This window comes from Bacillus sp. FJAT-27986, assembly GCF_001685035.1.
Taxonomy (GTDB): domain Bacteria; phylum Bacillota; class Bacilli; order Bacillales; family Pradoshiaceae; genus Pradoshia.
Genome location: NZ_MAYV01000001.1, coordinates 599,391 through 625,601 on the forward strand (window position 1 = coordinate 599,391; position 26,211 = coordinate 625,601).

Below are 26,211 nucleotides of genomic sequence, written 5' to 3' on the forward strand. Positions count from 1 at the left end.
GATCGATTGGATAAGGGCCATTATACATACCACCAAGCTTACCCCCATTAAAAGCGCTGGAATCCATACTTTGTTTCTTTTCATTCCCAATACCATCCTTTCTGCGGAACAACTAATATTTCATATAAATTGATTCGTTTAATCCCATTTTATGTACTTCACTTTCTAATAAATCCTTCTCACTATAAAACAAAATAAAAAATGATTGGTAAAGTGATTAAGCTAAGTACTGTACTTATAAATGTACAAACCGAAACAAATTCCGGCTTTGTATTAAACTGAATGGCATACATCGTCGTATTTGCAGCAGCAGGCATTCCGGCCATGATAATCATTAATTGTTTAAGCAAGGTATCGATTGGCAAAAGGGCTGAAATTCCCCACGCTACAAGGGGCGCCACTGCCAATTTAATGATTAGTGCATACGTAACCTTTTTATATTCAATATTCTTCAGACTGATTTTGGCTAATTGCATACCTAAAACAAGCATGATTGTCGGAATAGCCGCGCTTCCAACTAAATCAATGGTAGTCATTAAGGAATGGCTGATGGTAATACCCGTGTACTGAAATAACAGTCCAAAAATCGCTCCATATGCAACAGGCATACGTAATACAATTGCAAGTGTATCTCTAATCCCTCCGCCTATATCACTTCCTCGCGCCGCTACATATACCCCAATTGTCGCCATCACGATACTTTGGGTGACCATTAAGATGATGGCATAATCAAATCCGGCAGCGCCAAACAATAATAACGCAACAGGTGTTCCATAATTACCATTGTTCATAAAAACCGAACCAAGAATGAGCCCACAGGTTTCCTTTATGTTGTATTTATTTATAAAAGCGATAAAACATACAAAGATAATAAGTGCTAAACAAAGCCCAAACGCGTAAATAACAATATAAAGATAATCTAACGTCAGTTCATTAGTATAAAACGTTTGAAACACCAGTAATGGTGTCATTAAATAAAGGGACATCGTTGAGATCGTTTTTGGATCAAATCCTATCTTCTTCTCGCCTATATATCCTAAAGCAAATATAACAAATACCGGAATCAATACATTAAAAAACTCCATCTGCTTACCTTCTCTCTGGTTGAAGCTATCATCTTTCACACACCATTATACCAATTCCTTCCTTTAAAATTTCAAAATATTTAAAATTTTTTAAACAAATATTCTCTTTTACCTATTTATCTATTAAAATAGAAATTATTGGAATTTAATTAAAGGAATCAGGAGGCATTATGCAGTTTTTTAAAAATTTATTTAGTCCATATCGGGGGTTACCCAAAGAAATTTATATTATATTTTTTGCTCGAATTATTAATAGTCTGGGAGGGTTTGTACATCCATTACTTGTTTTAATCCTCACTCAGAAGATCGGCATGGATAGTGCGCAAGCAGGGCTATATGTTACTTTAGTCAGTGTCATTTCTGCACCAAGTATGATTTTAGGCGGAAAGCTGGCTGATACCTTGGGGAAAAAATTTATTATTGTAGTTTCGCAAGGTCTAGGAGGCATAACCGTTATATCCATAGGTTTAATAGAGCCTTCGATGACCATGGCTTATTTGCTCATGCTATCATCACTCTTCTTTGCTTTGTGCTCACCTGCCTACGATGCACTATTGGCGGATTTAACTACCCCCGAGAATCGGAAAGGTGCTTATTCATTAACCTATATGGGTTTTAATTTAGGTTTTGCGGTTGGTCCAATCATGGCCGGTCTACTATATAAAAATCATTTAGATCTTGTTTTCATCATTGATGGAATTGCTACGCTCTTAGCAACAACATTAATTTTCATTTTTATAAAAGAGACAAAAACCAAACATATTTCAGTAACAGAGAAAACGGAAAGAAAGCTTGAGGAGCATGTAGAAGGATCTGTTTTTAAAGTGCTGAGGGCAAGACCAATATTAATTATGTTCGCTTTTATTCTATTATGTATCGAATTTGAATACGCTCAATGGGCATTTACCATACCGCTGCATTTAGAGGAGTTGTTTAATGATTCTGGCGCAGCCTATTACGGAACACTTGCCGCATTTAACGGTATATTGGTTATCTCGTTTACGCCGATTATTACGAAACTGACAAATAAGATAAGGCCTATAAAAGTGATAGCCACCGGAGCCTTGTGCTATGCTTTTGCCTTTGGTATGCTCGCCTTCACCACGATACTTCCCTTCTTCTATGTATCTATTTTCATCATGACCATTGGAGAAATCATGATTGCAATCAATGCTTCGACCTTTATAGCTAATCAAACACCAGCTTCGCACAGAGGCAGAGTCAGCAGTATTCTCCCACTGATAATTGGCGCCGGATATGCAACAAGCCCAATGATTATGGGAAGCTTTATTGCAGCATACTCGATTACATCTGCCTGGATGGTAATTGGATCCCTCGGATTCATTTCAGCAGGACTCATGTGGCTGCTTCAGAAGAAAGATTTAACCAATCAGCCTGACACCGACCATGTGAAGGTTGGTGCTTAATCTAATCTAATAACAGAGAGGGGGCAATCACATTCTCTTTTCATGATGTGATTGCCCCCTTAAATGAATAATAGTTTCTCCCCCATTACCGGATTCTCTTCCTGAACTGACGTTTAATTTTACAGACCATCAAACTCCTTTCAAAAGAAAACCAACAGGCCCTGAGATAAAAATTAGATTATAAATGATTAAAGGACCAATCGCGGTCCTTTGATTCAAGATGTCATAATATGTATAAAGATCATAGTTGAGATTGAGATTTAGCCATTGATATATCCTCTTTTGAAACGATTTCCCATCCATTGGCTGTAAGCTTATTTATATAATCATCGAATCTAATTTCCTCTAATTCAATTGCCATCGGACTAAGAGATACATAGCATTCATTCTTCTCATAATTAACCGTCACCTTCACAACCTCATATCCGTTGTGAAATCCCTGATCAAATCCAGGATCTTCAATAATGTCTCCTATTACCGGACGGAAAGATGACTCAACTGTTTTCATCATCATTTCGCTTCTACTATTTTCTTTATCCTTGGTAGATGTTAAAAAGACGTATAATTTAATTTTCATTTCTTCTCTCCTTCCAAATTTGGTTTAAAAAACTTTAAAGGCATATTCAATGGTGATTTCATTGCACGATTGGTACTTTTACAATCACTCCCTACGAATTGTAAATTTAATGATAAACTTGTGTACTGAATGGATCGATTTGTTGCTCACTTACTCTTGCGCGAACTTTTGAGGTCTCAATAATTTTATAATTACCATGTCTGACAACTGTTCTCGTTGTGTTGAGTTTCAATTCGTCTGCATATTCTTTAGAAATTTCCACAATACACGAAGCTTCCCTCAGTATTATAATTTCTCCAAAGATAAATAAATTTCCTCTTTTAAAATAAATCACATCACCTATTTCTCCCTGTACATATTGATCCCTATACTCGAAATCCATTTCACTACTCACCGTCCATGTTTTTATAATCAATCAATTAAAGATATATGTCATTGTTACTATCGACATTTTATTATGTATTTTTACACTTTTTTTATTTCTATAATATGGCTAAAAATATACAATCGTACATATCTTTAATTTATAATAAACATATCGAGTTTTAACAGTTAACAAGGTAGGTGCAAGTATGGATCAGCAACAATTATATTTTTCAAGTACAATTGGCAGTCAAAAGCCTGAAACTATCCGTAATAAAACAGCAGCCTGCCCCTTTTGCCAAAGAGATGAGCTTACCGATATTCTTGAGACAAAGGGAGATATTATTTGGTTGATGAATAAATATCCCACTCTTCTGGATACCTATCAAACGGTCATTATTGAAACCAATCAATGTCACGAAGATATAAGGGGATATGAACAGAAGCATATGCGTGAATTAATTCGCTTCAGTATTGCTAAATGGCTTGAAGTGGAGAAGACTGGTGAGTATGAGTCCGTTATCTTATTTAAGAATCATGGTCCCTTTTCAGGCGGCAGCATTCAGCATGCCCATATGCAAGTGATTGGAATGAAACATGTAGATTACCATAAGAATATGGCAATGATTGATTTTGAAGGCACAGAGGTATACAAGAAATCCGGTATTGAGTTAAATGTATCAAAGTATCCAGTTATCGGTTTTACTGAATTCAATTTAATATTGAACACATTAGATGAGATTGATGATTTTGCTGATAAACTTCAAATCCTGGTCCGTTATATTTTGGATGGTTTCCATAAGGGATGCACCAGCTATAACCTTTTCTTTTACCATTTTCATGACTTGATTATTTGCAAGGCCATCCCACGCTTTGTTGTATCTCCCTTGTTTGTCGGCTATAAAATTCCACAGGTACTTATGGAAGATCGGCTTGATATCATTAGGAAAGATTTATCCAGATTACTCACCCAGACTTAGGCTATCGCAAGGCTCCCTCCCGTCATAACCGGGAGGCTTTTTGAATTCCATCATTCATTACTGATATAGCAACCAAAATACGACCTGGAAATTTGGCTTTTTCAATCCTAAACCTCCCACAGAATGAGTTAGATGACGACAAACGTAAAAGCACTCTTCCAGAGCCAACTCCCGTATTTATAATGCATGTAATCCAATTTCCACAGCAAATAAGGTCGAGTCTCAAGCCTATGGCCATCAACAGCGACCGGCCACTGATTATCACCGATTTTTAACTGATCTATACTATGCATTCCATCCTGCGTATAACCATAAATTCTGATCCATCATTGGCTAGGATTATTTCGATATTTTGGTAGGGTTGGGCAATTATTTTACTTTGCTTTTCCACATAATATACTCAATTAATGCCCGATACTCATCCATTTGTTCTTTATCAATTACGGTTGTCTTTAATTCCTCGATTAGGTTGATTAATTCCTGATTCATATTTTGATTGGTTTCAACACCTTCTTGTACGCGCAATAAAGTTTTTAAATCTGCATTTAAAACAAACGCTAGCCTTTTCAATACTTCAATTGAAGGATTTTGATTCACTCCCCTTTCAATATTGCTTAAATAGGATTTAGATATTCCGGCATTTGCAGCTAGCTGGGTCAGTGTCATTCCTTTACGTTTACGTATTTCCTGTATATTTCTTCCTATCATTTTCTCTACCTCTTTAGCTCAGATTATTTACTTCATTAAGACCATCTGCAAACAGTTAATTACTTTTTCCATATCCTCTTCTGCCATGTTAGTACCTTGCTCAAGGCGAACATTAGGTTCAGCTCTTTGGAAAAACCGGTCACGTGCAAAGGTTGTCTATCCATCATTTTTTCTCCTTCTGATCCCCCATTCTTTTAGCAAAGGTTCCCACCACTGTGTATCCTTCCTTCCCATTGGCTCCAGTTACAAAATATAATCCACTCCGCAGCCAGGCATGAGCCTTCATCTTTCCTTCCTTATCTCTTGCTGTTGCCATATAAAGAGTACTTTCAATGCCACGCCGCTCGAGCATTCTCATTCCTGCAATCGCCATAACAAGACATTTACTTTCCCAAAACGTATATCTACTCATCGTCTCCAAACTTTTGGACACTAACTCCAGGATTTCAGTATGGGCTGGCACATAAGTTAATGAGGTCTCTTCCATCTTTCTGCCCAATTTAGGCGCAATTTTAGAAAAGGGCAGACTCTTTTGTATCCGGGCCACTCCCAAGGAACAATAAGCTTCTGCATACATCATGAAGGTTTTACTATCTATGGACAGCAAGGTTCGAGCTTTCTGAATGAGGTTCATAAACATAACTCCTTAGGAAGTAATGGTTTAGTCAATTAATTCTTCTTTTTTCAACATATCCAGGAAATGAACGAACCTGACTTTCACATTCTTCAGGGCTTCCGTCATACTCTTCTGTTAATCGATCCACAAGCTCATCGATACTTAGGTTCATTCATTAGTTCCCAGGTTAAGCCTCCGACTTCACCGAGATTATAATATTTAACATTATGGACGCTTAACATCACTTTCTCCCCATCCATATCACTGACTACATTCCTTTTGGACATAATAAAAGTTGATATATTAAGATTTCTATCCTTCAAGCTAAATTAACTCTGGCAACTTCACTTTTGATTGCAAATCCAAACGCCTGGTACACCATCTGCTTCAATACCTGAATCAACTTCATCACTCCAATTTTAAAAAAAGCCCTATACGATAAATTTGTATAAGGGCTTTTTCCTTCTCTACACAATCAACTTCCTCTGTGACCACCGTTAACTTGCCCACCATCAAAAGTTATTTTCACATGAAGAACCTCAACTCAAGATTCGTTTTTGACATACTTTTTTCTCCTTCACCCCTGATGTATCGTTCTTTATTTAGAACACATGGAGCAAAGCAGGCCCTTTTCATCCTATTATTGTATTGAGTTTATCTATCTTTTATAGATATAATCCTAAACTACAATCAGTTCTCTCAAACTTATAGATATAATTCATAGATCAATAGTCACTAGTTCTCTATAAAGAACTGATGTATACTAAAAATATCATTTTTAGTAAATTATGTCAAACAAATTTACTAAAGATTTTATAATTTTTAGTATGCGCAAAAAGATCAACTGAATGATAAATTTGCTTTCAAAATCGCCAATTATTAGACAGATCTTGGTGATGATTATTACAGACTTTACTCTGAAGAATGTCAGACAGATTCATGAGGACTAAAAAGGCTATGTTCCTTCTCTAATTTAAAGGATCGCTTTGTGTATTTATATAGAAGAAAGATCCTACAACAAAAATTCATCTTGACTTTAACTGACTTACCCTTTATATTAATTATTGTAAATTAATTAGTATTCTGATTCCGTAGCTCAGCTGGGAGAGCACCACCTTGACAGGGTGGGGGTCGCTGGTTCGAACCCAGTCGGGATCATACTTTTTAAGAAGGCTTAAACCTAGATGTATCAAGGGTTTGAGCCTTTTTTCTGTTTTTTAGTTGAAGTCTCATCCTCTTGTAAATAGCCAAGTACCTTTGTTAGGCTCTGCTAAAGGAGAGAGTATTTTTCCATTGCCATCAATCTTCTTCTATTTCATAAGTTAAACCTTTAATTGCATTGATTTTGGCTATTTCATTTTTATCAGATGTCATTATATAGCACTCTGATTCATGAGAGTTAGTTGCCAGCCAGTCCTCTCCTTCTTTAATAAATGATAAATCTCCAGGTAAGTTAGGGAAAACCCAACTAAATAGAGAATTGGATAGTTCCAAAACTGTTGTTTTTAGCATGTTCATCTGTGGAAAAATAGTATACTTTTGCAGTTTGATTATCTTTTAAAATGTTACTTGCCCATTCAGATTGCTCTTTCATAAGCTTAAATGATGGATCAAACTTTCGTAGAATGGGGGCAAACTTAGTTAAGTCTCCCATATCCTTTCTAAGAACTAAATGAAACTCATCACATATATCAAAGGCCAATTCAATAAGCTCACGGTATGTATTTCCAGACGGATTCTTTGTAATTTTGAACATAGATATTACCCCTCACTATTTTTTGAAAAGAAGAATATACCTAACCCCTTCTTCCATTTATTTAAACACATATTTACATTAAATTTCACTACTTCTCTATGATACTTAACTAGTTGTTATACACTGGTGATTCTCTCAAAGAATCAGTTTATTAGTAATATTTTGTCTCTATACAAAACGATTAAGCAGAAGGTAAAGTAAATATATAACCTTTCTTTTTTGATACTACTTATAAAACAAATTTACAATATAGCTGCTATCCTATCCAAAACCTACATGAAAGAAGGAATGCAAGATGGAGAAGCTTGAAGTGATAGTGGAAATGAAAGAGGGAAACCTGATTCGTCTCTATGCTAATAAAGTATATGATACTTTAGGAGAGACCTATCACGGGGATATCTTCACGACAAAAAGTGAATTGTTAAAGCATTACCCAGATTGCGAAGTGATGAATGGATATGGGTTAGCAGACCCGCAAACCAGCCTTTTAATCTCCGGAATAAATGATTGGTTTGATACGATTGAAGAAGCGGTGACAACACTCCAAGCATTACATCACAAACAAGAGCTGGACGCTTTATACGAGGCAACAGCAAGCTATTATAACCTGCTCAAATCAAACACTAATTTAGCAAGGATAATAGAAGAACTGGACAATCGTGATACAACATCATTCCCCGAAAAAGTAATTTCATTATATATGATTACAGGGTTCGCAAATGATTGGTTCCCAGATGAAATCGCAGAAGATAAACGGCAAGAGGTCAAGAATGTACTAGATCAAGCTTATATGAAATGCTCAAACATTGTAATGGCACATCAACAAGCAAAGAAAGCTCAAATGATGATCACGGCAACAGAATACCTGGGTCTACGCAGAAAATTTTATTCAAAACATTAAAGAAAGCAACTACAAATTATGATGTAGTTGCTTTTTTTGCGTTAAAACTCATTTAAAACTAAAATATTTATCACTTCTTCTGTTGTTCGATGCTTTTCTAGCATCTACATAAATAGTTTCATTAAATATCCTAAGAAAATACCCACGATCGCGAAATCGGTATCGCCAAATGTTGTACCTTCAAAACCTAAGTCTCCTAAGACCGGTAGTAATAATGCTGGCAAGAAGCTGATCAGAATACCGTTAACAAATGCACCTAACATAGCTCCTCTTCTGCCGCCGGTAGCGTTTCCGAATACACCAGCTGTTGCTCCGCAAAAGAAGTGTGGTACTAGACCAGGAACAATTACTTTCAAGCCAAATAACGGAAGTAAAAACATACTTATAATACCTCCGAGAAAGCTAAAAATAAAACCAATAATGACTGCATTTGGGGCGAAAGGGAACACCACTGGTACATCCAATGCCGGTTTAGCATGAGGAACAACTTTGTCCGCTACCCCTTTGAAGGCAGGAATGATTTCTGCTAATAATAATCGAACACCCGCTAAAACGATATAAACACCTGCAGCGAACGTGATTGCTTGGATAAGGCAAAATACAATAAAGTTTTGACCGCCGCTCAACTCATTTTCAATGTAAGCTGGACCAGCAGCAATCGAAACGATAAAGAACATAACTAACATAGTTAAGGAGATTGCTACGGATGTATCTCTAAGGAATCCTAAACTTCTTGGCACTCGAATATCTTCTGTTGACTTAGCTCTATTCCCTGCTCCTTTACCTACTAATCCAGCAACCCAATATCCGAATGAACCAAAGTGACCGATCGCAATGTCATCATTACCTGTAATCCTTCTAACAAAGGGCTGTAGCAGGGCTGGACTTAAAACCATTAATAATCCTAGAATAATAGACCCAATTATAATTAAAGCTGCTCCATCTAGTCCGCCTGTCGATAATACGACTGCTAACAAACAAGCCATAAACATAATATGGTGTCCTGTTAAGAATATATATTTAAATGGAGTGAAGCGAGCTAAGAGAATATTAATAATCATACCTAACAACATGATTAAAGCTGTTTCAGTACCAAAAGCATTTTGAGCCATCGCAACGATCGCTTCGTTGTTCGGGATAACACCATCTATATCGAAGCCCTTCTCTAACATTTTTCCAAAGAAATAGAGTGAACCCGTAATGACAGTTGCACCAGCACCAATAATCAGGAAGCCCATAATTGTCTTTAATGTTCCAGATACAACCTCAGTAGCTGCTCTTTTCTGCAGCAATAAACCAATCAGAGCGAATAAACCAACCAAAATCGCCGGAGTACTTAATATGTCTACTATCAAATCCATGTTATATATCCTCCAGATGTTTTTCTAAAACAGTTTTGATTTCTTCGACATTGAATAAATTAATGAGCGGAATGACTTTCCTTCCATCTCCCTCTAACTGCTCCATGATTTCAGGTGAACCAATATAGTAATCTACTGTCTCCGCTTTGGCGGATGTTAAATCGGTATGCCCTACTTCTGCCTCCCGATTCATTTCACGCAAAGCTTTCTTTACATTCATTTCTGCAATAAAACTACTTCCTAAACCGTTCCCACATACAACTAATATTTTCATCTTGCTGCCTCCTATTGTATAAATGAAAATAATTGCTCTAAAAAATCATCTTTGGATTTGGAATGGATTAGTTGTTTCACATTCAATTCTTCACCTAAGACAGCTGCCAATTCAGATAGTGCTTCTAGATGTGATTGATTATCCACTGCTGCCAGTACAATAATCAGCTGAACCTTATGGTGGTCCTTATCCGAAAACCATACAGGTTCTTTCATAACGAGAAAGCTTAATCCCATCTGTTTTACACCAAATTCCGGTCTTGCATGAGGCAAAGCAATGTTTGGGCCAAGTACATAATAAGGACCTAGTTCCTTCGTATTACTGATTATTTTATCTACATAAGTCTGTTCAATAGAATCTTTTTCTATCAAGGGAGCAGCCGCTAATTGAATAGCTTCTTCCCATGTATTCAATTGATCCTTGAACTGGATTAGCTGTGTATTCAGAATCTGATCTAACAAGACCCACCCTCTCTCTAAACTTTCCTTCATTTATAATTCATTCATATAAATCTACTTGTAGATTTATTCCCTCTATCTTTTTGAAATTTATTTTTAGGACATCATGTTAATACTCCATATAATCATCTACTACCTGAAAATTAACGATAATGCAGACATAAGTTTCAACTTTTTCTTTTAAATGTCCTGGAAAAATACAGAAAGAAACTACACCAGTAGAAAGGATAAAAATAGAGAATGGTATTTATGCTTCATAAATAAAAAAAGCCAGTCTTAGACCGGCTTTTAATTTAATGATATTCATATTATTAATAGTTTACTACTTAGCAAAAATGCTTATTCTACTTCTCCTTCAAAACGAATCAATGGGCATGTAGTCCAATCATAATTCTGCACTTCTTCCCACGTTTTAAAATAAGCTTGCAATGATTCTGTGATCATTAAGTTGCAATATTCTTCTTTCTCGTGGAAGACAAAGATAGGTTTACCAATTGAATAAGCTAACCCAATCTCAAACATTGTCCCAGAATCCGTTTCATCATATATCGCGAAAATGAGATCCGCATCTTTTACATGGTCTACATCATTTTTAAAAACTACATCTCTCCAAGGCTGTGTATTGTACACATATTCCTTAAATTGATGCTCTCTTGGACTAAATACGTCAAAGCCCATATTTCGCAGAACTTCTTCTGCTTTGGAAAGTCGCTGTGCCTGATTATCATTAAACCAACCACTTGCTAAATAAATCTTCTTGCCTTTTAAATTCATGTTGTCCTCCGCAAAACTTATTTTTTAACAGAGGAATTATATTTGAATATGAATCAAATGACAAGCTTTGATCAACTACTAATTCATATATATATATTGGAAAAATTACTCTACTATTCATAGATTGTCCTGAAAAAACTTCTAATCGGCACTGGCTTGGTCGAAGATATGATCTGTTAATTGAGTAATAATTACCGTTTTTACTATTAATAGTAAATAAAACTCGCTATAATATAGTAAATAAAAAAATAAAAAACTAATTGTAATTAAGAATAAAGAACAAATATTGATAAAAGTTGAATGTCCTCTCCTTTTAACTGAACGAGAGGTTAGATAGAGTAGGACTTGAATCATCAGCTGCGCACAAAATGTTATAGAGATATAAGTTTTTAATGATTCTTCTCCTGGCAATCCAACATCACTCTATCCGGTTGAAACAGTAAAATTTAAGAGTCCTACCACCATTAAGCATATCAAAATATGTAATAATGTGATAAAAAAGCTACCTCTCTCCTTCAATTTAAAACTCCCCTATTCACCATTTAAACAACCTTAGTTCATGTTTATACCACTTACCCTTTAAATATTCTCTCTATCACATAGTCCAAAAGACATATTCCGATGGTTCTATTGTTCTTATCCCACTATTGATAAGGTTGGAGTTTTGCATTCTAGAAACATGATAAATTATTTTTTTCACAAATTAGACAAATAACTTGAAATAATTAGAATTATCGGTGATAATCAATTTATTGATAGTGTCACTATCAAAAATGGCAAAGGGGATGATTTTTTGTCTAGTAAAATACCTACTAATTGGGACAAAGAAGTAGATGTAATCGTTTTAGGGACTGGTGGCGCCGCTTTGACAGCTGCTGTGGCCGCTTCTGAAAGCGGTTCCAAGGTTCTTGTGTTAGAAAAGACCCATCAAATCGGTGGAACAACTGCTTTTTCAGGTGGAGTTCCTTGGATTCCACTTAATCATTATATGAAAGAAAAAGGGTATGAAGATAATCGTGAAGATGCTATTAATTTCATAAAACGCTTAGCACTTGGCCGAGCAGAAGATTCTATGATTGAAACTTTTGTAGATAAAGGACATGAAATCATTAAGTTTTTAGATGATCATACTCCTGTCAAATTTGTTTCTCCAAAATCTTATCCAGAATATTATGCACGTATGGATGAGGCATTAAAACATGGGACACGTTCATTAGACCCTGCTCCATTTGATTTAAATGAAATTGGAGAATGGGGTTCATTAGTCCGTCAAAACCCAATTTTCCCTCCTCTGACATTAGAAGAAGGCGGAGCCGTTGGAGGAATTGACTTCCAGTTAGTGGCTGAGCGTATGCAAAATAATATTGTTACTATGGGTCGTTCATTAGTCGCTTCTTTATTTAAAGCATGCTTGGATCGCGGCGTCGAAACCTTAATCGAAACAGCTGGTAAAGAGCTAATTATGGACGAGGATGGACAAGTAGTCGGAATTGTCGCTGAAACAAAAGATGGAGAAATTTTACGTTTCGCTGCACGCAAAGGAGTAATTCTAGCATCAGGCGGATTTGAATGGAATAAACAATTAGTCAAAGCCTTCTTAAAAGCTGAGTTCACTCATCCAGTTACCCCTCCTGGTAATGAAGGAGACGCACTCTTAATGGCTATGAAGGCTGGCGCTGCACTTGAAAATATGAGTGAAGCATGGTGGTATCCAGCAATGGTGGATCCAACATTTGAATATGAAGATAATGTAATGGCGCAGCTAGGTGGTGGCCGTAATGGTCCAAACTCTATCATCGTGAATAAATACGGACGCCGATTCGTCCATGAAGGAACAACCTATAACGATATGCCAAGAGCCTTCTTTAATTATGATCCAGTAAAAGTAGAGTTTCCAAACAAAGGACCAAACTGGATGATTTTTGACCAACAGCTAAAAGATAGCGAACTCATTATTACTATGGCACCTGGTGATCCTGCACCTGAATGGGTAGATCAAGCTGATACTATTCGCGAGCTAGCTGAAAAAATTGGTGTTGATCCAGACGGTTTGGAAATGGAGATTCAAAAATGGAACGAATATTGTGAGCAAGGTGAAGACCCTGATTTCCACCGCGGTACGATACAGTTTGAAGCCTTAACAAATGGCGGCGGAAGTCCTGAGAAAAACCTAGGCAAAATTGAAAAAGGTCCATTTTACGCATTACCTATCTATTTAGGTGCACTCGGTACGAATGGCGGACCAAAAATCAATGAAAATGGACAAGTTGTTAACTTTAATGGTGAACCAATTAAAGGTTTATACGCTGCCGGAAATGCTTCAGGAAATCCACTTGGCCCAATTTATCCAAGTGCCGGCGGAACAATCGGGCCTGCTATGGTATTTGGCTTCTTAGCTGGACAGCACGCAGCCAATTCATAATAAAAAAACAAAGACTTTCTTAGATAATGACTCATTTGCGTCAATAACCATATAAAACAACCATACAGAAACGGGAAGGTGCAGATCATGCCGCAAGGAACACATACAGTTGAAGTACCATTAGATATTCAAACAATTTGGGAATTTGTTCATGACATGAACAAATGGGCTCCACTTGTTCCAGGATATATCGACCATGAAATTTTAAGTGAACGCCAATCTACTTGGGCATTCAAGGGTGACTTAGGGTTTATGAAAAAGACAGTTAAGCTCCAAATCGATATTAAAGAATGGAATGAACCATCCGAAGTAATTTTTGATCTAAAAGGTTTGTCTGATAACTTTAATGGCGGAGGCTATTTCCGTGCCGAAGTCATTGACGAAAAGACAACTAAAATGTCAGGACATCTTGATATCACTGCTGGCGGTATGATGGGTGCAATGGTCAATCAAATACTAACCAAATTTGTTCCACAGACAGCACAGGAACTAACAGATGCAATTGTAGATAAATTACTTGAAATTAATACAGTAAAAAAATAATAGAAGCGATCTACCCATATATAAAGTTCTATTTAGGATTGTTTATCATAAAAAGATAGAAAAAAAGACGTGTAAATTACGCGTCTTTTTTTCTTCTTTCATAGTTTGAAACCATGATGACAATATTTATTGTGCAGTATTTTATAAGAAAAACTAATAAATCATACATCTCAAATAACGGAACCCTTATTACTTCCCTTTTTGTAAGTATGATAGAATTATATCCTTTACTATAATTAAATTTTCCTTTTTAGGAGCAGAGATAAAAACATCCTCTGGTATTAAGGAATATAATGAATATTTCTTTACAGCAGTTCCGAACATATTCATGATCGTACTTATAATCACTTCATTGGTTTGTGAAAGCTGTATGCTTCCATCCTTCTTACCTTCATTAATAATTTTTAAAATGATGCCGCTAATTTTCCCGTAGGCCTTATGTATTTCTTCTAGCAATCCAACTTCAATTTGGATAAATGCAATATAAACTTCGAAAGCTTCCAACAGTTTTGATGATATGCTATTTTCTTCGTTTATATACATAATATAAGCAGTTAGCACGTCATCCATTTTTTCTATACCCGTTTTGTTAGATTCTATAATTTTCTCAAAAATTGGTACCTGTTGTTCTATGACTTCTTTTATAACTTCAATAATTAAATGCTCTTTTTTCGGAAAATAACGAAATAGAGTTGCCACACCTACACCAGATTCATCTGCAATTTTCTGCATGGTTGTTTTTTCAAAACCATGCTCTGCAAATAATTCTTTAGCAGCTTTAACCATCCTCTTGCGTCTCTCCAATTTTTTATCCATTTCATCACCCACCAAACAATATTATACTACTTTTATTAAAAGAAGGCCGTTAGTAGGTTATATACACTCCATAACACTATGCCATAAAGTGTAATAACAACTAGCTTGAAATGTTTAATTAAATGTTGAAACAAGCAGTTCAGAAATAGTCGAAAGTGATGAGCAAAACATCCCCTAACTGAATAACGTATTTTCAGAAGGAGGAATATAGCTTGAAAAAACTGATTCTTTTTGCTGGTCTTGTTGGTCTGTTGGTTGCTTGTGGTGAAGAAGAGGTAGTTAAGCCGAAGGGAGAGCCTAAAGAAGAAGTTCCTGCAGCAGTGGAACCTAAAGAGGAAGCTCCCTCAGTAGAAGAGCCTAAAGAAGAGGCACCTGCAATTGAGGAACCTAAAGAAGAAGCTCCCCCAGCCGTGGAGCCTAAAGAGGAAGCCCCTCCCCCAGTACAAAAGGGGCCCATTGACCCTCAAGTCGCTCTGTCAATCCTTCAAGACGCATACCAAGGAATTGCCAAGGTGGAGTACAACGCAGAATTAAAAGCCTTCCTGATTCTGCCGACCGATCCGAACTTTATTGTGGAAATGGAAATGATTTTAACCGGTAAAATGTCGAAGGACGACTGGAACTATCTGGCTGACTCAATAGCTAAACTTAGTGGTGAACTGGGACCAGAATACCTTGTGTTCCTGCTCAACCCTGCAAATCCAGATAATTATATTCTAATGGCAGAGAACGGAGTCATCAAATACGATGCACTTAATGAGGATATAAAGAGTCAGGATAAAGCCCTTTAACTCTTTAGGACATAGCAACAGATTACTGCATAGTAATTGGTATACAGTGCTTGAAGATATACCGAATATACACACCAGTTAAGAACCTGTTTTTCTGATATTCCACGTTGTATACTGAATTACCGTGAGTAACCGTAACATATAACTTCTGGTTTAAGTTACTTCACAGATCTTACATGATGATACAAGATAGTAGAAGAAGACCTCTCCAAAAAAATGATCCCCAAAAGTTAGAATCCAACTTTAACTTTTGGGGAGATCCATCAAATAGCAATATAATTTCATTTTTATAAATTCTTTATTGTTCTACATTTTAGTTGTTTGATTATACCGTTTATCTCTTCAAGTTTATTCCCCAAAATAATGACGTGCTTTATTTCTACTCCCCCTGCATAATTCGCTGCAGGACCTTATCCTCCAATAACGTTAACTTATTGTCTGTAAATTGTCGCGGTCTAGGTGCATCGACTTTTACATTCATTGATACATAACCATCCTGTATAAGGATTATCCGGTCTGCCAGACGAATTGCTTCTCTTACGTCATGAGTGACGAGTAAAGCAGTAAATCCAGTTCGTTGCCAGAGGGTTTCGATTAAATTTTGCATTTCCATCCTTGTAAATGCATCAAGAGCGCTTAATGGTTCATCCAGCATGAGCAAAGATGGTTCATGAATGAGCGCACGCGCTAAAGCGACACGTTGTTTTTGTCCTCCTGATAATGTAGACGGCCATTGATCCTTGAACGATAATAAGCCAACTGCGTCCAACACTTCCTCTGCTTTTGCTTGCCAATTCCCATCAAGACCGAGCCCTACATTATCAACAACGTTTTTCCATGACAACAATCTTGAATCCTGGTACATCATCGTCACATTGGCAGTTGATTGATTGGATGCTACTCCATTAAATAGCAGTTCTCCGCTTGTTAAAGTCTCTAGTCCTGCGACAAGTCTTAAAAGCGTACTTTTCCCACTTCCACTTTTCCCAATGATGGCTACAAACTCTCCTTTTTCAATGGTTAGCTGTATATTTTTTAATACCTCTTTGTCACCGAATTGCTTGCTAACATCATTGATTTCAATCTGAATCGCCTGATCATTAACTATTTCTTTCTGACTCTCCCACTTTACAGCTGCCAGCTTACTCACTCTTACCACCTCCTCCTTCATTTGTTGTAGCTTACGTTCCACTTCAGCGCTTTTTTCTCACCTAATTGGGCAATGATATCTGCCAGTTTACCCAGTAACGCATAGATTACAATACTTAATATAATGATATCCGTTTGCATAAATTCCCTTGCATTCGTTGCTAAATAGCCAATTCCTACTTGTGTTGGAATTGTTTCAGCAACGATTAAGGTTAACCACATTACACCGAGAGCATATCGTAAACCAACGAAGATGGAAGGAAGTGCACCAGGCAGAAGAATTTCCTTAAATAATCTCCATCCCTTTAATTTATACATTTTCCCCATTTCAACTAGTCCTGGATCCACATTACGAATGCCGTGGAATGTATTAACATAGACAGGGAACAACACACCTAATACAACCAGAAATATTTTTGCACCTTCGTCAATTCCCAACCAAACAATGACGAGCGGCAATAATGCTAAGTGCGGTATATTGCGTAGCATTTGAATGCTCGTATCTGTTAAACGATAGGAGCGATCTGAAAGGCCATTAAATATACCAAGTGCAAAACCGATTAGTCCGCCAATCACCATCCCAACAACAGCGCGCCCTAAGCTTGCCCCAATATGAGTGACCAATTCACCGCTCGCGAGTAACTCCCAACCACTAATTAATACACTGATAGGGGCAGGAAAAAGGGAAGCATTAACAATTTCTAATCTGGCGACGACTTCCCAGACAATCAGGATGATAACTGGAATAATCCAGGGCTCAATATTCCTAACTATTTTATGATTCATTGTCTTCATTCCTTTTTAGTTGATTGGCATATCTTTAGAAACATCGAGTTCTTTCGGTATCAAACCAATTTCAAAATATTTATCAGCTTGTTTTTGCTGTGTATCCACAATCTCCTGAGTTAATTTCGTTGCTCCGAATGTTCGACGATCCAACTGCTTTTTCACGATCTTTTCGTCAATCCCCAATGCCTTGGACATAATCTTGACTACTTCATCTTTATTTTCATTTGCCCATTGGTCTGATTTATCCGTAGTTTCTAAAATAAGATCAACTAAATCTGAATGCTCTTTCGCAAAGTCTGGCGTTGCATAGTAGAACGTACGATTGGGATATTGATAATCCACGTTTTCTGTAAATGTGATCGTATCTAATTCAACTTCAGCAGCAGCAAAGAATGGGTCATAGGATGCCAAAGCATCCACTTTTTTCGTTTCAAAAATGGATCTTCCCTGCGCAGCATCCTCCGGATATACCCACTCCACATCATCAACCGACAGACCGGCCTTTTCAATTGCCAGTACCGCTAAATAATGATGATTACCACCTTTTAAAACCCCTATCTTTTTTCCTTTTAACTGTTCAATCGAAGTAATCCCTGATTCCTTTAAAACCATCAATCCAACACCTTCAGGATTTGGTGCATCTGCCCCTACATATACAAGTGGTTTACCGGAGGCTTGAGCAAAGATTCCGGATCCGTCAGCAGCGTGTCCATAGTCAATGGCACCGGCATATAATCCTTCTAACAATGTTCCGCCATGTGTAAACATTTCCCATTTCACTTTGTACCCTTTTTCTTTCAAGGTATCTTCCAGATAGCCAGATTCTTTTAAAATATGTAGTGTATTCCCTTTTTGATAGCCGATCGTAATCTCTTTATCTCCATTTTTTGAAGCGTTACTTGAACTTTCTTTTCCGCATCCAGTGATGAATAATACACCAACCAGTAATAGAATTCCGATTAAGTAGTTTGATGTACGCTTTTTCATAGGTCCCCACCCTTATCTTCATTTATTTTGAAAATCTATAGATTGCTTTTGAAATTTGGACCTCTTCATCCTGTCCGGCACCGCTAAATTGGACTAAAAATGGCTTTTCTCCTCTTTTATTTAAAATGTCGGATACACGGCCTTCTCCATTCGGGCTAAATAAAACAATATCTCCACCCATTACATGCAGCCTTTTTCCAGTAGCATTCAATGAAGAATCGATAAAGGTTTCTCCTTCCTGCAAATCTAAATATTCAGCCCATTTTTTCGCTGTTTCATCATGCTTTTGAACAGCAAATCCTACGTATGATAAATGAATGTCACCTTTTTCATGCTTTGCGATGACAGATCGATCTTTTAAATCCTGTTTGCGTTCTTCGTCTTTTTGATCCCATTCAATAAAGAATGGTAAATCTAGTTTTGCTCCCTGTTTCCCTGCGTATAATAGCTTCCAGCTGACCACACTTCCATCGGGTCTTTTTCGACTCATCGGGTGCGGCCCATATACATCCAATCCATGTTGACGAAACCTCTCCGCAACACTTTCTAAATCATTGGAACGCAGCGCGATCCTTGATAATCCTTCTACGAATTGATCGTTCTTCAATGTTTCCCTTAAGCTATATTTCATACCAGAGGAAGATACTACTGCCTCTTTGTCATAAACACCGATCAATTCTATGTAACTTAAATCAAAATAACTAAGAGAATTATATGTACCTAAACTCTCATGCTTACCGCCTTCAACAGCGTGTAAGCCAACATCGCGAAACTGCTCTATTGCCTCTACTGGGCTATTAACAAAGTGAACAAGATGGTCAAATTGAAACATAAATCTTCCCCCTAGTCTGTTACTAAATAATGATTAGCTAATTGTAGAAAAATACGGCTTAACTGCAGCAATGCCTTTTCATCAAAATCAAATCGCGGATGATGGTGAGGGAACTGTGTTTCTGCCTGTTCATTATGTGCTCCAACATGGAAGTATGCCCCTGGTCTCTCTTCCAGATAATAAGCAAAATCCTCAGCTCCAAGGACGATGTCTTTTTCAACAAAGGCATCCAAAGAAATCGTTTCTTTTACTAATTTTTCAATTAATAAGGCTTCCTCTTTATGATTGACCAGGACTGGATATCCGTGGATATACTCTAATGAATACTCAATTCTATCAGCAACCTTCATCCCATCCAGAATGGCACGAATTTCGAACTCGATTTGTTGACGAACATTCGAGTTCATAGCGCGAACAGTTCCTTCCAAAACGGCCGAATCTGCAATAATATTAAAGGCATTTCCAGCATGGAAGCTTCCAACCGTTACAACAGCCGGTTCAACTGGATCAACACGGCGGCTGACTATCTCCTGCAGATTTGTAACCAACCTGCTCCCAATTGCTACAGTATCAATGGTTTGATGCGGTCTTGCACCATGCCCTCCTACCCCCTGCAAGGTGATTTTAAATGCGTCAACAGATGCCATGACAGGACCCGGTCTTGTTGCTATCTTCCCCACAGGCAAATCAGTCGCAAGATGCCCACTAAAGATGAAATCCACACCATCCAAAGCACCCTCTTCTATCATAAATTTTGCACCGCCTGGTGGCTTCTCCTCCGCATGTTGAAATAATAAAACTACTTTCCCCTTTAATTGATTGCGATGATTGTTTAATACTTTCGCTACCGCAAGTAAAGCCGATGTATGTCCATCGTGACCGCAAGCGTGCATGACTCCGTCAACACTTGATTTATACTCAACGTTCTTTTCATCATGGATTGGTAAAGCATCAAAATCAGCTCGGAAAGCAATGGTTTTTCCCGGATGATTGCCCTCAATAACACCGATCACTCCATTTCCTCCAACCTGCTCCTTCACGTTGATCCCAAAGCTTCGCAGCTTATCTGCAATGAATTTAGCAGTGTTGGACTCTTGAAATGACAATTCCGGATTTTGATGTAAATATCTCCTCCAGGAAACCATTTCCTCAAAATCTTTACTTAATTGGTCATAAAATCGTTCTGTCATTTGAACACCTCAAATACTGCTTAAATTTTTTAAATCCGAGCTATCAAATTAATGATTAAGAATAATCTTACAATTTATCCAAACATTACGTCAATAGTCAATTCCAACTAATTAGCTATGTTTTGTATGAATTATTGTTATTACTAATAATCGAAGAATTAATAATTTATAACCTAAAGCTCACTCTTCTGTATAATTAAGGTAATATGCGTTCTGATTATAAAGGGGTAGGTGCAAAATATGAATATAAAAATAAACGAATTAATTGATTCTACCAGAGCTAAATTTGGTTTGGATAATTATTATTTGAAACGACATTCATTATCTCGCAAGTTAAATATCTTAAATGAGACGGTATATTTTCTTGAAATGGAGTGGTTTCCTAATCATGTGGAGGAACAAGAGGAAGAAGAACTTAACCCTGAGGGCACAGCAGTTATTGAATTAGATATTAATAGCCTAAGATATGAGAGAGTAATTTTTGTAGGTGACATTTCTTATGCAAACGGCTTTAGATTTACTGAAGTTAATAGAGACACCGTTGTAAACTGGATTGAACAAGAAACTGGTTTGTCATATGGGAAGCACTTTAAATTGCATAAAGAAGAAAATGGGGAATTTAACTTTGAAGCATGCTTTGAAGATATATATTTTTCTCCCTCGGGTCATATTAAAGTGATTGTAGATCATAATGGTAACCTCACCCTCTACTCTAAACATGGTCTATTTCCACCCAATGAAATGATAAAGAAAGAAGTATACACACTATCTCTTGAATCAATAGAACACCTTGCATGGAAACAATTAAAGTTACTCAATTTCCCATCCTTTGAATCGGAACAACTCATCCCCGTTTATGGCGTGGAGGAAATTTATGTTACAAATGAACAGAAATCTGTAATCCCATTAGATTTCAACAAAGATATGAGACCCTTAGAAATAAACAAACCCATATATTGGGATGAACCCAACCTCAAACCATTTGAAAGACAGGAACTTAAATTGAGTTGGGATGTAACAATCGAGCAAGCAATATCCAATGAGCAGAGCCCGGATTCATTCCCAATTAGTAAAGCTGAGGAAGAAAAATGTATAGTAGGGGTCACTGAATTTTTGCGCCAGGTATACTCAAATGAAACAGGAAATTGGACACTGAAAACTCTACACCGTGATCAAGGATACATCCACGCAATATTACGATTAAATCAAGAAGACACTAAATGTGTTTTTCATAGAAAGCTTATGATTATTTTTGATGCGAAGAGTTTGCAAGCTATTAATTACATGGATAATCAGCCTTTTATTGATCAATTTGGTCATTTTTCTTGCTCAGAAGAAGTTTTGGTCAATAAAAACGAAGCTTATCAAAAAATTAAAGATCATTTTGAGCTGACACCTCGTTATGTCTTTGATTCTCAGCAAAATAAATATATATTATGCGGACTATTAGATTGTCATTATGGAGTACGCGCCTCGAGCGGGGATATTATCTCGTTAAATGATTTGTAAGCACAGTAACCAAATAGATAAATCATTGATATAAAAAATCCGCCCATCGTTTAAATTGGCGGATTTTACTTTTGCTTATGGGGTGGAATCTTTGTAGATTTTTTTTGAATTTTTGTTGTAATTCCCAATTTATTTCCTTTAGTTCACTCTCTACTTTTATATTTGTATAGATAAAAAAATCAGCGGATAGTTAATCTCAAACGTATTTCTGAATTGACACCTATATTAATTGCATTGTAGTAATGCAGGTATTGTCGTCCTTAAAGGTAGAAATCGTCGTTTCAGATATTTTTTCTCCATAGTTAATTCTTACCTGATAGGTTTTCTCCCGTGGTAACCAGATATCTATAAACCCATTTTCCAATGAAGTCATGGCTTCATCAATAATGACCTTGCCATCTTCATCTTGAATATATACATTGAATTCCTTATTAACCAGTTCCCCCTGGCAGCCTGTTAAACTGTGGATTTCACATGGATGAGTCTCTTTTACATAGGGTGCAATGGAAACAAAAAATTCTTCCTCAGAAAGATCATAGGATTTCTCCTTATCATCCTTCACAATTAACTTATGTGATGTAATGGACGCAGAGACATTCTCAAAACTCCCTGTACTATATTCTTGAACCATTTCCCTTATATCCTGTCCTTCTTCTTTACTTTCCTCTTCCGAATTACATCCCATCAACAAAAAAATGGACCATAAACTGATCATGATAAATAAAGCTTTTTTCATCTTTTCAACTCCTGTACACTAATTCTATACAGGAATATTTTAACATACTAATAGATTTATATTTCTGTAATTGTTAACATTTATAGTCATTTAAAAAATGAAAGAGCCCTCACAAGGTTTTGCAAGCCAGCGTATACCAACAATTCTTTTACAATTTTATAATGCTATCTATTTTAGTTAAATATTTTCCAAAATATTGATTGATTTTCGTAGATTCTCTTTATGTTTGATTTCTCAGCTGTCATAATATTACATATATTAACAAATGAGAATACAAATCTTAGCAATCCTGCTCTGCTAGACTGTACTCCTTGAGGATCTTACATAAGTTTGCCAATCAATTTAAAATACAATACTACATCACTAAAAAAGTCATTCCTTCCTATCCCATGAAATGACGTTTATTTAGGTTAGATTTTAGCTTTTTAAAGATGAGCTAGAGATAAACACCTCAGTAGTTTTAATTTGTTGCCAAACACATGTTCAATGTTTTCTATGATTAGCACGCTGGAAAAAAGGGATAAACGAACAAATTACAAAGGAGTGGAAGGCTAATGAAAAGAGCGATGATTAAAACTGGGCAAGGAAATTCTGTTAGTGGAAAACTGGCTAAAGAGATCAGTTATGAAGATCTAGTAAGCTATGGGAAAAGAGCTAAGCAAACATATTTTCATTTTGAGGAAGTACCCGATTTTCCTTTTCCAGGATTATCACCTACCCTGTATCCAATCTGGGAAGAAGGTGAAGGAGACGGTTGTTTAGTACTCTATGCTGATTATAATTTCCTTCCGCAAGCTGCCCTCTATTTAAGCGTCAATATTGATTATTTAATGGAGGAAATGGAAAAAGTAGCAGAACAAGCTAATAATAATGCTGGTCACCAAATGTTTGAAATCGCTTATGCTGCAGAAGAAGATTATGATTATATGATTTCAATAGGGGTGGCTATAGATCCCGAAGAGGCCAGCAACCTCTATGATTATCTGGAATTTATCAGCCTCACTTATATTTATCCTCTATTTGTATCTTCTTTGCGTTTTGCTGCATTAAGACATCAGGAAGACTTGAAGCAATTGATTGAAGATATGAACGAAATCATGTATGAAGATTCTGAAAACCAAAGTTCCTAATTATCATATTGGGAAGGCGATTTAATAAAGGGAATCCTCTCTTTCTATCATTTATCTCTAACTACTTCTATTGCTTCAATAACAAATCGTCATTAAAAAACTGCCAGTCAAATTGACTGGCAGTTTCTTTTAGTCCATCTATTAATATGGATCAGCCTCATGGCTTTTCTTCACAGCATCTTTTGTTGCTTCCATTGCTGCTGCCGTACCTTGACCGAATCTGGATTTACCTGCTTCACGGCCTGGTACTGCAGATTCTTCCTTCATTTCTGCTAATTCTTTCATTTTCATTTCGATGCCTTCTCTTACACGGCGTCCATATTCTTCATCTGCTTGAGTGAAGTATTCCACCATGGCATCTTGAATACGTTTATCACAAATTGCAAGAGCATTGGATAGGTTGTTAATTAACTCATCACGTTCCCAATCCTCAAAGCTGCGATATGTTTCACCTGCTTGACCAAAGTTGTTAGGACGGTCAATTGGTTCACTCATGACTGCAGCATTGTATGTTGGACGGTGTTGCGGACGTTCTTCTTTACTTGCTTCCTGGAATCCGCCAACCATAGATGGCTCATAGTTAATATGCGGATTATCTCCGGATTCTTTTGGATCGCGAACATCCATTTGGCCGCGATGCTGATTAGTGCGAACTGGCACTTTTGGTGCATTCACTGGCAATTTAAGATAGTTCGGTCCTACACGATAACGTTGTGTATCAGAGTAGGAGAATGTACGTCCTTGCAGCATTTTATCGTCTGAGAAATCCATACCATCAACAAGAACTCCAGTACCGAAGGCAGCTTGTTCAATTTCAGCATGATAATCGACCGGATTACGATCTAATACCATTTTACCAACTGGCAACCATGGGAATTTGTCCTCTGGCCATAGTTTAGTATCATCAAGAGGATCAAAATCAAGTTCAGGATGATAATCATCCTCCATAATTTGTACATATAACTCCCATTCAGGGTATTCTCCACGTTCAATCGCTTCATATAAATCCTGTGTTGCATGGGCAGTTGTTTTAGCCTGGATAGAATCTGCATCTTCTTGTGTCAAGTTACGAATTCCTTGTTTTGGCTCCCAGTGATATTTAACCAACACTGCTTCGCCTTTATCATTTACCCATTTATACGTATTTACACCAGATCCCTGCATGTGGCGGTATGTTGCTGGAATACCCCATGGAGAGAATAGGAATGTAATCATATGTGTTGCTTCAGGTGTGCGGGAAACAAAATCAAACATCCTTCTAGGATCTGCCACGTTTGAAGCTGGATCCACTTTAAATGCATGAATCATATCAGGGAATTTCATTGCATCACGGATAAAGAAAATTTTAAGGTTGTTCCCAACCAAATCCCAGTTACCGTCTTCTGTATACATTTTAACAGCAAATCCACGTGGATCACGTGCTGTTTCAGATGAATCTTTTGCACCTGCCACTGTAGAGAAACGAACCATTAATGGGGTACGTTTTCCAGCACCGGAAAATACTTTTGCACGAGTATATTTTTCTACTGGCTCATCGCCAACTTTTCCATATGTTTCGAAATATCCAAATGCTCCTGCACCACGAGCATGAACGACACGCTCAGGTACTTCCTCACGGTCAAAGTGGGAAATCTTTTCAATAAAGTGATAGTTCTCAAGTGTTGCAGGTCCACGATTTCCGACTGTGCGGATATTTTGGTTATCCGTTACTGGATGGCCCTGACGAGTTGTCAAAGTCTCGCGTTTCATTTCTTCTTTCTTTGAACCATTATGATCTTTGTTCTCTGCCATACTGAAAACCTCCTCTTTTAATAGCTCTCCTTATAACCCCTGTATGATGAATATACAGTATTAAGGAGTACCATCTTTGGAATTAATTTCAATCTATAATAATTATAAACAACTTCTATTATTACTATAAATTACAGGTTAAAAAGATTGCAAATGATATGGTATTTCTAAGTTTTAAACCTCTTTTTTCAAAAAAAATACATGAAATTTATCCTATATTTCTACCAGAATTTTAAATAACAGCAG

General features: G+C 36.9%; 26 protein-coding genes, 1 tRNA gene and 1 pseudogene. 9 read left to right on the forward strand and 19 right to left on the reverse strand.

Going from position 1 to position 26,211, the window contains the following annotated elements; translation table 11 throughout:
* Nucleotides 1–182: 182 nt before the first annotated feature.
* Nucleotides 183–1,085, reverse strand: a complete 903-nt coding sequence (locus A8L44_RS02790; RefSeq protein ID WP_066101200.1) for an AEC family transporter — start codon at nucleotides 1,083–1,085, stop codon at nucleotides 183–185.
* Between the two features lie 170 nt (nucleotides 1,086–1,255).
* On the opposite strand from A8L44_RS02790, the gene A8L44_RS02795 reads away from it, so the two are divergent.
* Entirely contained in the window at nucleotides 1,256–2,512 is a 1,257-nt protein-coding gene (locus A8L44_RS02795) for an MDR family MFS transporter (protein ID WP_066101201.1), read from the forward strand.
* A 241-nt stretch (nucleotides 2,513–2,753) separates the two neighbouring features.
* On the opposite strand, the gene A8L44_RS02800 is transcribed toward A8L44_RS02795, so the two are convergent.
* Both A8L44_RS02800 and A8L44_RS02805 read right to left on the reverse strand, forming a co-directional pair.
* Nucleotides 2,754–3,089, reverse strand: a complete 336-nt coding sequence (locus A8L44_RS02800; RefSeq protein WP_066101207.1) for a hypothetical protein — start codon at nucleotides 3,087–3,089, stop codon at nucleotides 2,754–2,756.
* Between the two features lie 106 nt (nucleotides 3,090–3,195).
* Entirely contained in the window at nucleotides 3,196–3,471 is a 276-nt protein-coding gene (locus A8L44_RS02805; RefSeq protein WP_066101210.1) for a DUF2187 family protein, read from the reverse strand.
* Nucleotides 3,472–3,661: 190 nt separating this feature from the next.
* Here A8L44_RS02805 and A8L44_RS02810 point away from each other — a divergent pair, with 190 nt between their 5' ends.
* Entirely contained in the window at nucleotides 3,662–4,432 is a 771-nt protein-coding gene (locus tag A8L44_RS02810; RefSeq protein ID WP_066101215.1) for a DUF4931 domain-containing protein, read from the forward strand.
* A gap of 369 nt (nucleotides 4,433–4,801) precedes the next feature.
* On the opposite strand, the gene A8L44_RS02815 is transcribed toward A8L44_RS02810, so the two are convergent.
* From A8L44_RS02815 to A8L44_RS19540, 3 genes and pseudogenes are all read right to left on the reverse strand, one after another.
* The gene (locus A8L44_RS02815) at nucleotides 4,802–5,140 is read right to left on the reverse strand and encodes a helix-turn-helix domain-containing protein (protein ID WP_066101217.1); all 339 of its coding nucleotides are present in this window, start codon (nucleotides 5,138–5,140) and stop codon (nucleotides 4,802–4,804) included.
* Between the two features lie 163 nt (nucleotides 5,141–5,303).
* Nucleotides 5,304–5,774, reverse strand: a complete 471-nt coding sequence (locus A8L44_RS02820; RefSeq protein ID WP_066101218.1) for a lasso peptide biosynthesis B2 protein — start codon at nucleotides 5,772–5,774, stop codon at nucleotides 5,304–5,306.
* 31 nt (nucleotides 5,775–5,805) lie between these two features.
* Nucleotides 5,806–6,043, reverse strand: a pseudogene (locus A8L44_RS19540) (lasso peptide biosynthesis PqqD family chaperone).
* A gap of 798 nt (nucleotides 6,044–6,841) precedes the next feature.
* Between A8L44_RS19540 and A8L44_RS02830 the strand changes: the two are divergent.
* Nucleotides 6,842–6,914: transfer RNA gene (locus tag A8L44_RS02830), tRNA-Val, on the forward strand.
* A 310-nt stretch (nucleotides 6,915–7,224) separates the two neighbouring features.
* Here A8L44_RS02830 and A8L44_RS19125 read toward each other — a convergent pair.
* The gene (locus A8L44_RS19125; protein WP_254654680.1) at nucleotides 7,225–7,512 is read right to left on the reverse strand and encodes a hypothetical protein; all 288 of its coding nucleotides are present in this window, start codon (nucleotides 7,510–7,512) and stop codon (nucleotides 7,225–7,227) included.
* A gap of 295 nt (nucleotides 7,513–7,807) precedes the next feature.
* Between A8L44_RS19125 and A8L44_RS02840 the strand changes: the two genes are divergently transcribed.
* Nucleotides 7,808–8,413, forward strand: coding sequence for a hypothetical protein (locus tag A8L44_RS02840; protein ID WP_066101221.1), 606 nt, complete (start codon nucleotides 7,808–7,810; stop codon nucleotides 8,411–8,413).
* Between the two features lie 104 nt (nucleotides 8,414–8,517).
* On the opposite strand, the gene A8L44_RS02845 is transcribed toward A8L44_RS02840, so the two are convergent.
* The 4 genes from A8L44_RS02845 to A8L44_RS02860 all read right to left on the reverse strand — a co-directional run bounded on the left by A8L44_RS02845 (nucleotide 8,518) and on the right by A8L44_RS02860 (nucleotide 11,280).
* A complete protein-coding gene (locus tag A8L44_RS02845; protein WP_066101224.1) occupies nucleotides 8,518–9,774 on the reverse strand; it encodes a PTS ascorbate transporter subunit IIC in 1,257 nt (418 codons plus the stop codon).
* Nucleotide 9,775: 1 nt separating this feature from the next.
* Complete coding sequence (locus tag A8L44_RS02850) at nucleotides 9,776–10,048, reverse strand: PTS sugar transporter subunit IIB (protein ID WP_066101225.1); 273 nt, start codon at nucleotides 10,046–10,048, stop codon at nucleotides 9,776–9,778.
* 11 nt (nucleotides 10,049–10,059) lie between these two features.
* Entirely contained in the window at nucleotides 10,060–10,509 is a 450-nt protein-coding gene (locus A8L44_RS02855) for a PTS sugar transporter subunit IIA (RefSeq protein ID WP_066101228.1), read from the reverse strand.
* A gap of 336 nt (nucleotides 10,510–10,845) precedes the next feature.
* Nucleotides 10,846–11,280, reverse strand: coding sequence for a nucleoside 2-deoxyribosyltransferase (locus A8L44_RS02860; RefSeq protein ID WP_066101231.1), 435 nt, complete (start codon nucleotides 11,278–11,280; stop codon nucleotides 10,846–10,848).
* A 793-nt stretch (nucleotides 11,281–12,073) separates the two neighbouring features.
* Between A8L44_RS02860 and A8L44_RS02865 the strand changes: the two genes are divergently transcribed.
* Both A8L44_RS02865 and A8L44_RS02870 read left to right on the forward strand, forming a co-directional pair.
* Nucleotides 12,074–13,702 carry an FAD-binding protein gene (locus A8L44_RS02865; RefSeq protein ID WP_175354222.1) on the forward strand — a complete coding sequence of 543 codons (1,629 nt, stop codon included), beginning with the start codon at nucleotides 12,074–12,076 and terminating at the stop codon, nucleotides 13,700–13,702.
* An 87-nt stretch (nucleotides 13,703–13,789) separates the two neighbouring features.
* Entirely contained in the window at nucleotides 13,790–14,245 is a 456-nt protein-coding gene (locus A8L44_RS02870; protein WP_066101234.1) for a CoxG family protein, read from the forward strand.
* A gap of 189 nt (nucleotides 14,246–14,434) precedes the next feature.
* Here the strand turns inward: A8L44_RS02870 and A8L44_RS02875 are convergent, their stop codons facing one another.
* Nucleotides 14,435–15,061 (reverse strand): TetR/AcrR family transcriptional regulator, encoded by a 627-nt coding sequence (locus A8L44_RS02875; RefSeq protein WP_066101237.1) that lies wholly within the window; start codon nucleotides 15,059–15,061, stop codon nucleotides 14,435–14,437.
* A gap of 212 nt (nucleotides 15,062–15,273) precedes the next feature.
* Here A8L44_RS02875 and A8L44_RS02880 point away from each other — a divergent pair, with 212 nt between their 5' ends.
* Nucleotides 15,274–15,852 (forward strand): hypothetical protein, encoded by a 579-nt coding sequence (locus tag A8L44_RS02880; RefSeq protein WP_066101239.1) that lies wholly within the window; start codon nucleotides 15,274–15,276, stop codon nucleotides 15,850–15,852.
* Nucleotides 15,853–16,231: 379 nt separating this feature from the next.
* Here the strand turns inward: A8L44_RS02880 and A8L44_RS02885 are convergent, their stop codons facing one another.
* The 5 genes from A8L44_RS02885 to A8L44_RS02905 are packed head-to-tail and all read right to left on the reverse strand — an operon-like array spanning nucleotide 16,232 to nucleotide 20,799.
* Nucleotides 16,232–17,002: an ATP-binding cassette domain-containing protein gene (locus A8L44_RS02885; protein ID WP_254654681.1), complete on the reverse strand. Its 771-nt coding sequence runs from the start codon at nucleotides 17,000–17,002 to the stop codon at nucleotides 16,232–16,234.
* Between the two features lie 17 nt (nucleotides 17,003–17,019).
* Complete coding sequence (locus tag A8L44_RS02890; protein ID WP_066101245.1) at nucleotides 17,020–17,787, reverse strand: ABC transporter permease subunit; 768 nt, start codon at nucleotides 17,785–17,787, stop codon at nucleotides 17,020–17,022.
* A 15-nt stretch (nucleotides 17,788–17,802) separates the two neighbouring features.
* Nucleotides 17,803–18,777: an aliphatic sulfonate ABC transporter substrate-binding protein gene (locus A8L44_RS02895; RefSeq protein ID WP_066101248.1), complete on the reverse strand. Its 975-nt coding sequence runs from the start codon at nucleotides 18,775–18,777 to the stop codon at nucleotides 17,803–17,805.
* A gap of 22 nt (nucleotides 18,778–18,799) precedes the next feature.
* Nucleotides 18,800–19,609: a VOC family protein gene (locus A8L44_RS02900; RefSeq protein WP_066101251.1), complete on the reverse strand. Its 810-nt coding sequence runs from the start codon at nucleotides 19,607–19,609 to the stop codon at nucleotides 18,800–18,802.
* An 11-nt stretch (nucleotides 19,610–19,620) separates the two neighbouring features.
* Nucleotides 19,621–20,799 carry a M20 metallopeptidase family protein gene (locus A8L44_RS02905; RefSeq protein ID WP_066101254.1) on the reverse strand — a complete coding sequence of 393 codons (1,179 nt, stop codon included), beginning with the start codon at nucleotides 20,797–20,799 and terminating at the stop codon, nucleotides 19,621–19,623.
* Nucleotides 20,800–21,039: 240 nt separating this feature from the next.
* On the opposite strand from A8L44_RS02905, the gene A8L44_RS02910 reads away from it, so the two are divergent.
* Nucleotides 21,040–22,308, forward strand: a complete 1,269-nt coding sequence (locus tag A8L44_RS02910; protein ID WP_066101257.1) for a hypothetical protein — start codon at nucleotides 21,040–21,042, stop codon at nucleotides 22,306–22,308.
* A 220-nt stretch (nucleotides 22,309–22,528) separates the two neighbouring features.
* Here A8L44_RS02910 and A8L44_RS02915 read toward each other — a convergent pair whose 3' ends face one another.
* On the reverse strand, nucleotides 22,529–23,044 hold the full coding sequence (locus tag A8L44_RS02915; RefSeq protein ID WP_066101261.1) for a CueP family metal-binding protein: 516 nt from the start codon (nucleotides 23,042–23,044) through the stop codon (nucleotides 22,529–22,531).
* 554 nt (nucleotides 23,045–23,598) lie between these two features.
* On the opposite strand from A8L44_RS02915, the gene A8L44_RS02920 reads away from it, so the two are divergent.
* Nucleotides 23,599–24,174, forward strand: a complete 576-nt coding sequence (locus A8L44_RS02920; protein WP_066101265.1) for a hypothetical protein — start codon at nucleotides 23,599–23,601, stop codon at nucleotides 24,172–24,174.
* A gap of 141 nt (nucleotides 24,175–24,315) precedes the next feature.
* Here A8L44_RS02920 and A8L44_RS02925 read toward each other — a convergent pair whose 3' ends face one another.
* Complete coding sequence (locus tag A8L44_RS02925) at nucleotides 24,316–25,965, reverse strand: catalase (RefSeq protein WP_066101268.1); 1,650 nt, start codon at nucleotides 25,963–25,965, stop codon at nucleotides 24,316–24,318.
* Nucleotides 25,966–26,211 lie beyond the last annotated feature (246 nt).

Coding starts and splice junctions, on each gene's coding strand:
- A8L44_RS02790 (WP_066101200.1), bottom strand. CDS start 1,085: ATGGAGTTTTTTAATGTATTGATTCCGGTATTTGTTATATTTGCTTTA.
- A8L44_RS02920 (WP_066101265.1), top strand. CDS start 23,599: ATGAAAAGAGCGATGATTAAAACTGGGCAAGGAAATTCTGTTAGTGGA.
- A8L44_RS19125 (WP_254654680.1), bottom strand. CDS start 7,512: ATGTTCAAAATTACAAAGAATCCGTCTGGAAATACATACCGTGAGCTT.
- A8L44_RS02795 (WP_066101201.1), top strand. CDS start 1,256: ATGCAGTTTTTTAAAAATTTATTTAGTCCATATCGGGGGTTACCCAAA.
- A8L44_RS02925 (WP_066101268.1), bottom strand. CDS start 25,965: ATGGCAGAGAACAAAGATCATAATGGTTCAAAGAAAGAAGAAATGAAA.
- A8L44_RS02915 (WP_066101261.1), bottom strand. CDS start 23,044: ATGAAAAAAGCTTTATTTATCATGATCAGTTTATGGTCCATTTTTTTG.
- A8L44_RS02910 (WP_066101257.1), top strand. CDS start 21,040: ATGAATATAAAAATAAACGAATTAATTGATTCTACCAGAGCTAAATTT.
- A8L44_RS02905 (WP_066101254.1), bottom strand. CDS start 20,799: ATGACAGAACGATTTTATGACCAATTAAGTAAAGATTTTGAGGAAATG.
- A8L44_RS02810 (WP_066101215.1), top strand. CDS start 3,662: ATGGATCAGCAACAATTATATTTTTCAAGTACAATTGGCAGTCAAAAG.
- A8L44_RS02875 (WP_066101237.1), bottom strand. CDS start 15,061: ATGGATAAAAAATTGGAGAGACGCAAGAGGATGGTTAAAGCTGCTAAA.
- A8L44_RS02850 (WP_066101225.1), bottom strand. CDS start 10,048: ATGAAAATATTAGTTGTATGTGGGAACGGTTTAGGAAGTAGTTTTATT.
- A8L44_RS02805 (WP_066101210.1), bottom strand. CDS start 3,471: ATGGATTTCGAGTATAGGGATCAATATGTACAGGGAGAAATAGGTGAT.
- A8L44_RS02840 (WP_066101221.1), top strand. CDS start 7,808: ATGGAGAAGCTTGAAGTGATAGTGGAAATGAAAGAGGGAAACCTGATT.
- A8L44_RS02890 (WP_066101245.1), bottom strand. CDS start 17,787: ATGAATCATAAAATAGTTAGGAATATTGAGCCCTGGATTATTCCAGTT.
- A8L44_RS02860 (WP_066101231.1), bottom strand. CDS start 11,280: ATGAATTTAAAAGGCAAGAAGATTTATTTAGCAAGTGGTTGGTTTAAT.
- A8L44_RS02895 (WP_066101248.1), bottom strand. CDS start 18,777: ATGAAAAAGCGTACATCAAACTACTTAATCGGAATTCTATTACTGGTT.
- A8L44_RS02900 (WP_066101251.1), bottom strand. CDS start 19,609: ATGTTTCAATTTGACCATCTTGTTCACTTTGTTAATAGCCCAGTAGAG.
- A8L44_RS02815 (WP_066101217.1), bottom strand. CDS start 5,140: ATGATAGGAAGAAATATACAGGAAATACGTAAACGTAAAGGAATGACA.
- A8L44_RS02800 (WP_066101207.1), bottom strand. CDS start 3,089: ATGAAAATTAAATTATACGTCTTTTTAACATCTACCAAGGATAAAGAA.
- A8L44_RS02820 (WP_066101218.1), bottom strand. CDS start 5,774: ATGAACCTCATTCAGAAAGCTCGAACCTTGCTGTCCATAGATAGTAAA.
- A8L44_RS02870 (WP_066101234.1), top strand. CDS start 13,790: ATGCCGCAAGGAACACATACAGTTGAAGTACCATTAGATATTCAAACA.
- A8L44_RS02845 (WP_066101224.1), bottom strand. CDS start 9,774: ATGGATTTGATAGTAGACATATTAAGTACTCCGGCGATTTTGGTTGGT.